Below are 12,841 nucleotides of genomic sequence, written 5' to 3'. Positions count from 1 at the left end.
ACATACTCACCATAGAACATCCGTAATCCCTAAATCAATACTTCATTCATTTAAGGGAAAGAGACTTTGCAAGCCCGCAATTACCCAGCATAGCCAATTGCCTCTGACACAGATCACAGCATGTATACGCACCACAACGGGAATTCATCATCCGTTATGACATTAATCAGAGCGATCCTGTTGATGAAAATCTGTTCATTTCTATCCGCATACTTGAACCTTCCCCGGACTTCATTTTTATAATGTCAGCTGAATATCATGTTCTGCTCTTATGCTGAGTCAGAACTCGCTGAAGTGGAGGCATTTTGAAACACACAGTATTAGGCGCTCTGGTGCTAACAGCTCTGTTCGGACTGGGCGGTTGCGCCACTAATCCATATGGCGATGCCTACACAGTTGCTGACGCGCAACAAATTCAAACCGTGCAAACAGGCACAATTTTAAAACTGAATGCGGTAAAGTTGCAGGGACAAAATGGTAATGCATTGGGAACCCTTGCAGGTGGTGCCATCGGAGCCTTGCTAGGATCTGATATCGGCGGTGGCACAGGTGCAGAGATTGCGGCAATTGGGGGCGGCGTACTTGGTGCGGCGGCAGGCAGCCAGGCCGGGCAGGCCATCGACACCCGCCAAGGCGTAAATATGATTATTCGACTGGATAATGGTGAAACTATCGCCATTGTGCAACAAGTCGACCCTAAAATGATTTTTAGGGTCGGTGAGCGGGTAAATATTTTCAGCCTTAATGGCAGTGCCAGAGTGGTACCAGCGAATTAATCCAGGGTAGAGCTAAATCAACTATTCAGGTAAAAAACCGGCAGGTGAGAATGTTCGATGGAATAGCACCTGCCCTTTGTTATCAACTAACGTAAGCTGCAGAATGATTTCATCAGCCGGTACATTAACTTGATATAGGCTTTGATGCTGATCAAACAAGGGGCGTTGCGTTGCCATAAGTTGATGTATGCCTTTATCCGTCTGTACCTCAACCCGATAATCACTGTTTGGTAGAAGATTGTTCTGTCCAGAATGCAAAGGTTGCAACTCAATATCTGTATCAGAAATTAACCATGACACAGTATTCACCGCAGGCTCTACCATGGCCAAGGGGCCGTTGTACTCAAACTTGTTATAACGTCGTAAGTTATTCAGTAGCGTAAAAACATTATATTCAGAAAATTGAAAACCATGGCAGTACCCCATGATATCAAACACGGGATAACGATCCCCGGGGTTCACATCTGAATCATAATAAGGTGACATCAAGGTTTTACTACTTTGCTGCCAAATGGGGCTGTTATTTAAAACGCCTTTATAACCTCGTTTCCAATCGGTATATTTCCAACCTAATGAAGGGAATGCCGTTGAGCCACAAGGCGCGTGACCAATACCTAAGGTATGACCCAATTCATGCACTAAAGTGCCATAAAATCGATATAGACAAGCTTTACCCCGGCATTGGGCTATATCCCGGGGAGGTAGATTTCCGGTTGAGGCATCAATACCAGCAGAGCTCCCCACAAATCCTACCCCTAAGGTTCTGGCTTTAGGCTGCAATGGCACCAACCCGTAATACACATTACGGTTAGCAAATCCTCGTCCCAAATCACTTGCACGCATCGCATCTATTCGAGAAATGGCTTTATCCAATACTGAATATTTCCACGAGTCAGAAGTAAATTCTATGATTGTGGGATGTACCCGAACAGATACCTTGGTAAAGGCAAATTTATCCTGTAACAATGTGCGAATATCTTCTAAAGCTTCATCATCACTTCGACGATCAGGAAACAGGTTATAGCTGCCCAAATAAGACTGACCGTCATTTTTAGTGTTTACCTTTACCCGAACCAGGGTCACGATTAACTCTTTGGCTGAAAAGATATTAGGGGCAATATCAATAACAGGGGTAACACTACCCTCTGGGATAAGTTGATATCTGCCATTAACAACAACCGCCTCGCTAGGCAGTTCAACATTACAGGTTTGATCAAGCTGATAAGATACCTGTGGACCTTTAATGCTGTCACAATGTAATGCGGAATTGAACAAGACCCGACCGGCATCATCTAACGCCTGAAAGGTAAAATCACCTTTGATATCATACATCCTTACTGTGACAGATCGCCCAGCAACCAACGCCTGATATTTTCCATAACCATCAACACAGTTGATTTGACAAAACTCCGTTCGAATGGCGTGGGTTTTATCCAGAATATGCACGGTATAGCTGGCATTATTATGTACATCATAAAACTCACCAGCGGGCTCTGCCGTTATTGTGACAGTCCCTGTATTATGGGGCACAATTTTCAGTGCTTTTTCCTTCCCTAAATATTCAACCGTAGCGATTTGGGGATTATCAACGCTAAATTTTACTGTCGGACGCTCACGAATCTCTTGTCCTAGTGCATTTTTTAGATCATAAGGATCGGGATCAAAAGCCCCTTCTTGCAGGTAAAAACTACGCTCTGCATGGGCAAAGGACTGGCTGACAGGAGTCAAGCAGGAGATTCGTACGGATTGAGGGATATCCGTTAATATCAATTCATCATATTCCAGGGTACACACCTGATGATTACTGGTTTTTTCAATAGCCAGCTCAAGCCTATCTCCCACTGATAAGCGATTATGTTTTAGCGCTGATTTATTCTCAGAAACAGTTTCTTTTATAGTAACAGCGCCATTATTAACATTAATGCCAAGATAAACTAACTGATTAGCTTCTTTATTATCAAACCTGAACGTCAATTTGGCATCACGATAATTTCGCAATACTTGAACATGTAAATCAACCTGAGTCGTAATTTCGCCATCAGTTATCTGAACTTTCACCGGATAATCACCGGTTTGAGTGTTATCAGCCTGAACTGTTAGCGTTGCACTATCTGGCTCAAAGCTCATCCAAGGCTGGGGAGATATCAGCTGATACGTCAACGTGTGATGATGATTATGGCTGGCTATTAACTTGAATTGCGTTAACTCCCCCCCACGAGCCTGTAGCCACAGAGGTGATAAAAATTGTATATGGGGCGATTTATCAACGACCTCCACCAACAGCCTGGTGACAGCTACAGCCTGAGCAGATGAAGCTGTTAGCTCAAATTCATAAGAACCAATATCAGCTAATGCCGGATTTAGGATCAATTGACCATGGTGGGCGTCCAATGTTATCCAGTTTGAAGCTGGACTCATCGAAAATTGTACTGGTAATACTTGTGTTTGTTGCAGAGGCAATGTGATTGTACGTGTCTCTCCAGCCCATAGCTGTAATGCCGGAATCGACTCCCAGGTAAGGATCTGGGGAGGCAAAGAATGCAGAGGTAACGTTGACGAGTCAGTATTATGCTCACTCGCAGCCACATTATTTGTAACCTGGGAGATTAACGGCGATTGACCCACATTTTCAGTCGATGCCTTAGTATGAACAACCTCAGTGGTATTTTTTTCTCAACTACGGCTGGTGTGTGCTGAGGGGTCACTGTGACAACCGATGCGGCATCTGTTTCACGAATAGGAGTATTTACCTCCTGCTCTTGCTGTAAACAACCCGTCAATGCCAATAACATCAATAATATGGCTAGATGGCGTATCACCATTTATCTCACTAAATTAAATTCAGATTAAAAGTAATTTATTAAATATGAATTATTTAAAATGTAACACAGGGTTACAGCGTTTATGTGACTCATCTGAGATTTACCAGCCATCGCTAATACCAAAATTAAGATTTCGGATGGATGTTTCACCGAACACACACAAGCAAGAAACAATATCAAGCCAATAGTTAAACAAAGGAACCGGATAATACAAAATAAATTGTCATACTCATTACATAAAAGACAACTTTATATTCTGACTGGTCTGATATGTGCAGCAGAATATAGCGGCGTGACATTTTTCAGAGTATCTTACCGCGCTGGTTATTTTACCTATCAAGGTGGTTACGTGTTTTTCAAAGATGTTAACAACACGCTTAAATTTAATAAAAATATAAAATCAATTGTGCCTTTAATGATGCTGGGCTTATTAAATGCCTGTGGCGATGAAGGCGTTAAGCCAGAAACATCTGAATTTCACGCCCAGTTTGCCCCTCAGGCACAACAGTTAGATTTGGTAAATGATTTGCGCTTTGGTGACAAATTTGCGCCTAGGGTTTCCGTCTCAACTGACGGTATGGTCAATGCCCAAGCCAATACCACCCTAGCCGATATGGATGGCTTTTCCACCAGCGCCCAGTTTGATATTACTTTTAATCAGGCTCCTGATCCTGCCTCAGTGCACGATAGTGGTAAGTCACAGAATATTTTCCTGATCCCACTGAAAAATATCCCTGGTACTGCAGACCAACCCGATATTGATAATATGGCATTAGCCAATTTCTCTATCCAAAATCATAACGTTATTGATGCGGCTAAATTGCAGCAACAATCTTTCCGCGCCAATGTCATTTCACTTGATGGCAAAGCGAATGTGATCCGTATCAGTCCATTGGCCCCGCTGGCACCCAATACCAAATATCTGGTCATTATGCTCGACAGTATCAAAGATACTGAGGGAGCTGCGCTGACGCCATCAGCCGAATATCTGGCAGCAGAACAAGCCACTGATAATGCCGATCCGCTCAACAAGGTTGTACATACCTGGCAGGCTTTTGCCAAGCACGTACTGCCGACCTTAAATAAGGGTGAATTTACGCAGCAGACTAAGCACATCGCGTATGCCTATACCTTTACCACCACTCGCAGCCCATTGGATTTATTGGCATTAGCCAGCCCCAAAGCAGCATTAATGGCAGAAGGCTACTCTGCAACTCAAGCTGATAACGCACAAGCCCGCACACCACTGCCCGCGGATGAACTGCCGCAACCACGCACTGTGGGGCTGATCCGTCACAATTTGCAGTTTATGGATTTATTTGCCCCTTTTATTAAGCAAGTTGGGCAATTACTGGATAATTTAGATCCCAGTACTGTCGCCTATGTTTTAAATGTGCCGGAAGATGAAGTTAAAGGGAAATTAGCCAGTGTGAAATCCGCATTGGGCGCGAGTAAATATGTAGGTTTGTTATTTAATAAAGGCATGGGGTTTCCAGCGGTAACCTTTAGTCAGGGCTATATTGACCTGCCTTATTACCTCCAAGCCCCAAAAAAAGATGAGCAGGGGCACGTCACTCAAGCATCACTGAACCAGTTTGATCAGGATCAGTGGGCGGCGGAGCCAGGTACGAATAATAACCTTAATACCCGCAATACCTCGCCCTACCCCGCGCAAAAAACCACTGAGCGAGTGCCTTTCTTAGTGACAGTCCCATCAACAGATAAGCCTGCAAATGGCTGGCCTGTAGTGATTTTTCAGCACGGTATTTTTGGTGATCGCAGTAACAGTATTTCCACCGGCATTGCCCTAGCTTCCCTGTGTAAAACGCACAGACAAGGAAATAAGTGTTTTGCCACGATTGCCATGGATCTGCCTCTGCACGGTATTGCCCCCACCCTTGATGCCATGGGCTTTAAAGTTCCATCACCTTTTATTGGCTTTGGTATGCATTCCCTGCGTGAACAATTAGCAGAACAGATCAAGACCAATAAAGATGATGCTCAGCGCAAAGAATTAGAAAAAGAGTTGGCACAGGTCAACACCATCGGTGAACGTCATTTTAATGTTACCCGAGACGATCAAGGCAACGTTATCCCAATGCAATGGGATGGTCTTAACGGCCCGGTAGGTAACTCAGGTTCAACCTTCATGAACTTTGGTAACTTTATCAGTCAGCGTGATCGTATGCGTCAAGCTGTCTCCGACTTACTGAATCTGAATGCTAGTCTGAAAAATATTGATATTGACGGCGATGGACAGCCTGACTTTGATACCAGCCAGGTGTATTTTGTCGGCCATTCTCTCGGCGGTATTTTAGGTATGCCATTTGTGGCGGTGAACAACAACCCACAAGTGCAGAAATTCAATACCGAATTACCAAAAATCCGCGCAGCAGGTCTGCTGACTACCGGCGCGGCAATTCCTAAGTTATTGGAAAATTCCCCTAGTTTCCGGCCAACCATTGCCAAAGCATTTGCGTCAATGAATCTGGAATTTGGCAGCGCTGCATTAGAGCAATACCTGTATCGTATGCAGAATGTGATTGATGGTGCAGACTCAATTAACTTTGCCTCACTGCTGAAGCAATCCAATACTCCTCTGTATATGGCGGAAGTGGTTGGTGGCGCGCCGGTCACTGATACTGATGGCTATCAAGTGTATTCTGACAATGGTGAACCGCAATTCACGCCAGGGGATCAAACTATCCCAAACAGTGCTGACAACAAACCAACAGCGCCATTGGATCATGGACTGGCTGCGCCGCTGGCAGGGACTGAACCTATCATCCATTTACTGGGTATGACAGGTGTTCAAGGGCGAGACGGAGATACCGGACAACGCTTTACCGTAACCCCACAACAGGCAGATACGCCGCTGCGAGTTGTCTCACGCTTTAATCAAGGCAGCCATATTATGCCGGTAATCGCACTGGATAATTACAAGCGTTTGTATGCCGATAATAAAGGACTGATTGACTATGCAATGAAGAATGGCTTAGGCATGTCAGATATTATGACGCTGGCGCCATACTTGCCTCAGGCAAAAGATTCATTGGAACGCTCAGCCGGACTCTTCATTGAAATGAGTGGCGAAGTCAGTGACTTCTTTTCCCATAACGGTGAATCGATGCAGGTACAAAAGGCCGGTTATCTGAGCACCAAAGAGCCTTATCAAAACGTTAAGCCAGCGACCAAAATCAGTTCAGATGAACATGCAGTCAGAACCTGTGAGGCAGGCACGAGCTGTATTATCGATGATAGTGATGCTGCATTTGCCAAATATGGCAGCAGCTGGATAGAAAAAACTGATCGCAGCACTGCGCTGAACAATAATTATGCGTTTGCTAAAGATGCCAGTGACTCAGCCGCTTGGTGGTTTAAGGTAAAACAGCCGGGCACATACCATATCAGTGTCAGAGCTCCGTCTGATTTTGCCCAATCCAGCAGCTATTTCTCTGCTAATGATGCAACAACCGGTGCGCTGTACCATGTGTATTCAACATTAGGAGAATCACCAAATCACCTGTTTAATATGGTAAAAGGGGTCAATAACCCTGCACCATTCGACTATCCATTAATGCCGGATGGCGAATATATTTCTTTGGGGACCTATGTCTTCAAGGATACCAATCAGTCTTACAAGGTCACGGTTCACAACCGCAGCGCTGAAAAAATGCTCAAAGGACCGCTGATTGTCGATGCCGTCAAAATCGAGTTTATTTCTGCTGATGTAGGAACATCGAAACTGCATGTTGAAGATAATGCAGGAAAGTATCTGCAAGTCTCTCTGAACAATAATATCACTGCTGAAAAAACACGCATCTCAGCACCATCTGATATCAAAGAAGCCGACTTTTATCGTCAGCGAGCATTGAGTCAAATTAATGCAATTCAACAGGCTGCAGCGTCAGGGGATCTCAATCCAACTGAGATCAACCAAATGAAACAGCAGCTTGAACAGATTGGTAATGTCTATAATCAAGCCCTAGATGTAGAACAAGTGCTACAACAAGCAAAAGCGACGATAACCCAATTGGCTATCCACCCAATTGGCGGAAGTTATCCTGCTAATGCCATTTCTCAGGCCGCATTGGCATTAGGCAACATCCGCAGTAAAGTGCATCAATCAACGCTAGATAAGGCTGAGGTAACTCAATTTATCTCTGCTATCAATAACGTTGTTGAGCACTTTAAAACGACCTTTGTTGCTAAAACTTGCAGTGATAAAACCCTCGTTTGTGTAACAACATCCCCCGATGGCACACTTATGAATTACAGCAGTGTCGGATATAAAGCCAGTAATAAAGGTGAATTGAAATCCAAGCCTTATCATCAGTTAGGGAAAAGCTATATGTACTATGGTACAGCTGGCACTACAGCAGACTGGACTATTGAGGTAACGGAAAGCGGTAAATATCATTTCCAAATCAACAGCCCGGGTGGATTTTATAACAGAGATGGTTACGGCTCAGACAAAACGGTTTACAACCTGATTGATCAAACAGATCACAGCATTGTAGGCAACACTACACTAGATCTTTACTACAACTATTATAGTTATGATATGCCTAGAGCCAATTTTGACAGTCAACTCATCGCAGGTCATAAATATACGCTAGAAGTCAGTGGGGTCTATAGACGTTACGGTATTGCTGTCGATACGGTAAAAGCAACCTTCGTACAATAATCTGCTGAAGTAATAAAAAAGCGCCTTAACGGCGCTTTTTTATTACTCGCAAATTGTTTAACAAGAGATTCAACTGTCCGCAGCGGGTGTTTTTATTCCCATTACCGCAACGTATAACAGCGGGATCACGATCAAGGTCAACCCTGTAGCAAACAGCAAACCGAACATAATGGTTACCGCCATACTTTTAAAGAACGGATCAAACAGTAAAGGCGCAACGCCCATAATGGTTGTCAGTGCGCCCAATACCACAGGTCTTGCCCGGCTAAGGGCCGCACTGACCACGGCGTCAAACCTATCTCGCCCTGCCGCAATCTCATTATCTGCCTGATCCACCAGTACAATGGCATTTTTCACCATCATACCTATCAAGCTAAGAAAGCCCAGTGTTGCCATAAATTCAAATGGTGTCTGGAATAACACCAATCCAACCACAACCCCGATAACAGCAAGTGGCACAGTCAGCCAGATCACCAAAGGCTGGCGCAGCGCATTAAACATAAAGACCACGGCAAGGATCATGGCAGTAAAGCCATAAGGCGCGGAAATAACCAAGCCCTGATTGGCCTCGCGGGATGCCTTATATTCACCATGCCAAGTCAACTGGTAACCGGGAGGCAACGCCATAGCGTCAATTTTATCCCGTATCGCCGCAAACGCATCATTAGTCAGTACCCCGGGAGCCGGATCGGCTTGCACCAAAATGGTCAGGATACGGTCGATACGCCGTAACATGGCATCTTGCCAGATAACATCAACCGAGCTCACCAGTTGAGATACCGGGATCATCTGCCCAGACTGTGGGCTGAATACCGCGGTATTTTCAATGGCTCGCTGATGGCTGCGTTCTGTAGCCGGCGCCCTGACCACAATGGGGATCAATTCATCATGTTCCCGATAGACGCCGACCTGTCGGCCAGTTAATGTCTGAGCTAATGCCTGATTGACCTCAAAGGAAGTCAATCCTAATTGCTGCAAGCGACTGTCAATATAATCCGGTCTTGCCACCGGCACCTGTTGTCGCCAGTCATCTTGCACAGCAATCAGCATTGGCTCTTCACGCATCAAGGCTTTCGCCTGCTCAGCTAATTGCCGCAGTACCCGCGCATCCGGGCCGCTAAACCCGGCTTCGATTTTTTTGCCTCCGCCTCGGCCTAACATAAACTTCCACACTTTTACCGAAGCATCGGGAAAAGCATCACTCAATTCATGCTGCAATGTTTCTAGCAAGCCACTAATTTGTCGGTAATCAGCCACATCAACCAACAATTGGCCATACGCGGAATTAGGGTATTCTGGGGCATAGGTCAACATAAAACGTAAACCACCGCCGCCGGCAAAGGCGGTAATATTGCCCACACCCTCTTGCCGGGCAACATGCTGTTCCATCTCCGCCAATACCTTCGCCGTATGCTGGATATCCGTTCCTTGAGGCAAGTACATATCCACCACAAACTGTGGCCGTTGAGAATCTGGCATAAACCCGGGCGGAATTTGTCCCATGCCACTGATGCCAGCCAATAACAGACCGATTAAGAGTACTGCGATGGTTTTTCGATACTGCAACGCCAACAAAAGTAATCGACGATAGCCAGCCAGGATCCGCCCAGATTGCGGCTTAGCTTGTGGGCTCACCGTTAAAAACCGCTGACATAGCATGGGCGTGACCGTAATGGCAAACAACCAGCTCAGCAGCATGGAGTAACAAATTACCCAAAATAGCGAACCGGCATATTCCCCCATATCACTGGGTGACAGCCCAATGGCACTGAAAGCTAAAATACCTACGATGGTACCACCCAGCAGCGGCCAAATAGTAGATTGCACAACCTCTTCAATGGCCTGCTCTCGCGCTTGACCTTGCTGCAAACGCACCAGCACACCGTCAGTGACCACAATGGCATTGTCCACCAGCATGCCCAGCGCAATAATCAGCGCGCCAAGCGAAATCCGCTGCATGGCAATATCATCAATCAACATAATAATCAGGGTACCGGCTACGGTTAGCAGCAACACAAAGCCGATAATAATGCCGCTGCGTACCCCCATAAAAATCAGCAAAACCAGAAATACAATCACGACCGCCGCAATCAGATTATCAACAAAATCGGCCACTGAGCTACGCACAGAATCTGATTGCAGTGAAATGGGGTGCAGCTCCATGCCGATGGGACGCAAGCTGTCCAACTCGGCCAACCGCGCCTTAACGGCATCCCCCATTTCCACCACATTACCGCCGCTAATATTAGAGATCCCCAGCCCGATTGCCCGCTGGCCGTTATAGCTCATCAGTAATCGCGCTGGCTGCTGATAATCCTGATACACCTCGGCAATATCCGCCAAATGCACCACTTTGCCATGATTACCCAATGCAATCGGCATCTGTTTAAGGCGATCAAAATCAGCCACACTGCGCTGAGGCATTACGGCAATGCGCATGCTGCCCGCGGTAAAATCACCGGCTGTGGCCACCAGATTTTGCTTTTGCAGCACCTGATAAACCTGATTGGCCGAGACACCGAAACGTTCCAGTTTCTGGGCTGAAATCTCGACAAAAATCTGCACCTGTTTTTCTGCTAAGGTTTGGGTTTTTGCCACACCGGGAACCAGTGCTAATTCCCGCCGCAACATATCAACATACTGCTGCAATTGTCGGTCACTGTAACCATCAGCGGTAACGGCATAAAACAGCGCATACACATCAGCAAAATCATCGTTCACTATTGCAGGCCCTGCGCCGGGTGGTAAAGCCCGCTGCGCATCGGTGATCTTGCGCCTGAGCTTATCCCAAATCTGATCCAGCTCGGCTTTTGTGCCGGAGAAAGCCAACGCCATTTCAACGGTGACCTCCGACATACCGGGTTTAGAAACCGAGGTGACCTCCTTTAATTCCTGCAACGACTGCACAGCACTTTCAATCACATCCGTCACTTCATCAGCCACCTCCTGCGCGGTAGCGCCAGGGTAAGGCGTCGTGATGACCGCCTGACGGATAATAAATTCCGGATCTTCAAAGCGACCGAGCTTTTGATAACTCAGATAGCCACCCAACAACAGGAGCACAATAATGACCCACAGACTGGTGCGTTTTGCGATGGCATAACGGGCAATATTCATCAGCTAGCCCCTTTAATATCCACAGGCCGGATCTGCAAGCCACTGCGCAGGGCTGCAACACCGGCAATCACCACCTTATCCCCGAGTGATAAACCGGAATCAATCACCACCCGCTCACCCAGTAATTGACCCACTGTCACCTGCTGTTGCTGCACTCTGGCGTCTTTTCCCACTAACCAAACAAACTGACCACCAATATTGTCAGATTGCACTGCAGACAAGGGCACTGTCAGTAATGATGCCGTGGTCGAGGTTCCAGGCAGCACTTGCACACTCATCCCCGGCAACACGTTCACACCTTGACGATCGGTAAAAGTCATTACTACCTCATAGGTCTGAGTCTGGGGATCTGCATCGCTGGAAAAATATTTGAAGGTCAGCGGTAGCGGTGGATGGGTAATCCCTTCCAATTTCGCCAACGCGGTTTTGTGACGTTGCCCAGATTGCAAGAATAATTGCGCTGGCACATGCAGTACAACGTCTAATTCATCCAGATTGTGCAGCACTAATACCGGTTGATTCGCCTGCACCTGGGTGTAGTTATCGGTCAGACGCCGGGCCACAACACCGGAAAACGGGGCCGTTAAGGTTGCATTAGCTAGATTGCGCTTTGCATCCTGATATTGGTTATGGCTCAGCGCTTTAGCAGTTTCCAGCTGTTCCAGTTCTGCTTGAGAAATGACCCCGGACTGACGGAATAGCTCTGCACCACGCTGATGATCCGCCTGAGCCTTACGGTACTGGGCTGCGTCAGAATCCAATGCCAACTTAAATTCCTGTTGATCCAACTGCGCCAGTACTTGACCTGCTGTGACCTTATCCCCTTCCTGTACATTTAGCCGCATCAAATTGCCATTTAACCTAAAGGCTAACTCGGCGCGCTGCGCTGGCTGCACGACGCCACTGAAACTCAGCCCATGCATGTCATCCCCGCTAAGGGTTTCAACCATGGCTGGTCGGGCGGCCGGCGCGGCTTGCAGTGCAGTGGACTTTACCGCGCCTTGCTGAGATTTGACTGACTCATCACCGCCACAGGCGGTTAACAGCCCCAAACCTGAGATAAAAACCAATACGGTAGGGGATAATAAGGTATTCACTGACTGCTCCATCAAACTGTGACAGCCTTGATGTTAACAAGCCGCGTTTTCCCTCCAAGTCAGCACTTTGTGAGCGCCCGCATAAAATCAAATATTTATCAGTACATTAGCAACACTATTTACATAATTGTTGTCAATAAACAAAAAACTAGTAATAAAATTGGGAGGATTCTGAAGCTGAAGAGACAAACTGAAATACTCATTGATAAAAATGGCTAAAGACAGCTATACCCTCTGTTATCAGCAGGGATACACTGCCAATAAATCTCAGCGGAAGCTAAAAAACTAAGAGATTAAGAGACTAAAAGAGATAAGCGCAAAGCCCAAAAGATAACCATATTA

Annotated in this window: 5 protein-coding genes; 2 read left to right on the top strand and 3 right to left on the bottom strand. The window is 46.3% G+C overall.

From position 1 onward, the window contains the following. Nucleotides 1–305: 305 nt before the first annotated feature. Complete coding sequence (locus tag NFHSH190041_RS07790) at nt 306–776, top strand: glycine zipper 2TM domain-containing protein (protein ID WP_261924664.1); 471 nt, start codon at nt 306–308, stop codon at nt 774–776. 21 nt (nt 777–797) lie between these two features. Here NFHSH190041_RS07790 and NFHSH190041_RS07785 read toward each other — a convergent pair whose 3' ends face one another. Continuing rightward, on the bottom strand, nt 798–3,194 hold the full coding sequence (locus NFHSH190041_RS07785; protein WP_261924663.1) for a hypothetical protein: 2,397 nt from the start codon (nt 3,192–3,194) through the stop codon (nt 798–800). Nucleotides 3,195–3,890: 696 nt separating this feature from the next. On the opposite strand from NFHSH190041_RS07785, the gene NFHSH190041_RS07780 reads away from it, so the two are divergent. Further along, the gene (locus NFHSH190041_RS07780; protein ID WP_261924662.1) at nt 3,891–8,285 is read left to right on the top strand and encodes a hypothetical protein; all 4,395 of its coding nucleotides are present in this window, start codon (nt 3,891–3,893) and stop codon (nt 8,283–8,285) included. Between the two features lie 69 nt (nt 8,286–8,354). Here NFHSH190041_RS07780 and NFHSH190041_RS07775 read toward each other — a convergent pair whose 3' ends face one another. Together NFHSH190041_RS07775 and NFHSH190041_RS07770 are read right to left on the bottom strand one after the other, a co-directional pair. Continuing rightward, nucleotides 8,355–11,402, bottom strand: a complete 3,048-nt coding sequence (locus NFHSH190041_RS07775; RefSeq protein WP_261924661.1) for an efflux RND transporter permease subunit — start codon at nt 11,400–11,402, stop codon at nt 8,355–8,357. After that, nucleotides 11,402–12,499 carry an efflux RND transporter periplasmic adaptor subunit gene (locus tag NFHSH190041_RS07770; RefSeq protein ID WP_261924660.1) on the bottom strand — a complete coding sequence of 366 codons (1,098 nt, stop codon included), beginning with the start codon at nt 12,497–12,499 and terminating at the stop codon, nt 11,402–11,404. The genes NFHSH190041_RS07775 and NFHSH190041_RS07770 overlap by 1 nt, the downstream gene beginning before the upstream one ends. Between the last annotated feature and the right edge of the window lie 342 nt (nt 12,500–12,841).

It is taken from the genome of Shewanella sp. NFH-SH190041 (assembly GCF_024363255.1).
Classification (GTDB): Bacteria; Pseudomonadota; Gammaproteobacteria; order Enterobacterales; family Shewanellaceae; genus Shewanella.
Note: the sequence above shows the minus strand (reverse complement) of the source record. Positions and strands in the feature narration are given on the sequence as shown.

What these genes read in the sequence shown, in the direction of transcription:
- NFHSH190041_RS07775 (WP_261924661.1), bottom strand. Translation starts at nt 11,402, where the DNA reads ATGAATATTGCCCGTTATGCCATCGCAAAACGCACCAGTCTGTGGGTC.
- NFHSH190041_RS07785 (WP_261924663.1), bottom strand. Translation starts at nt 3,194, where the DNA reads ATGAGTCCAGCTTCAAACTGGATAACATTGGACGCCCACCATGGTCAA.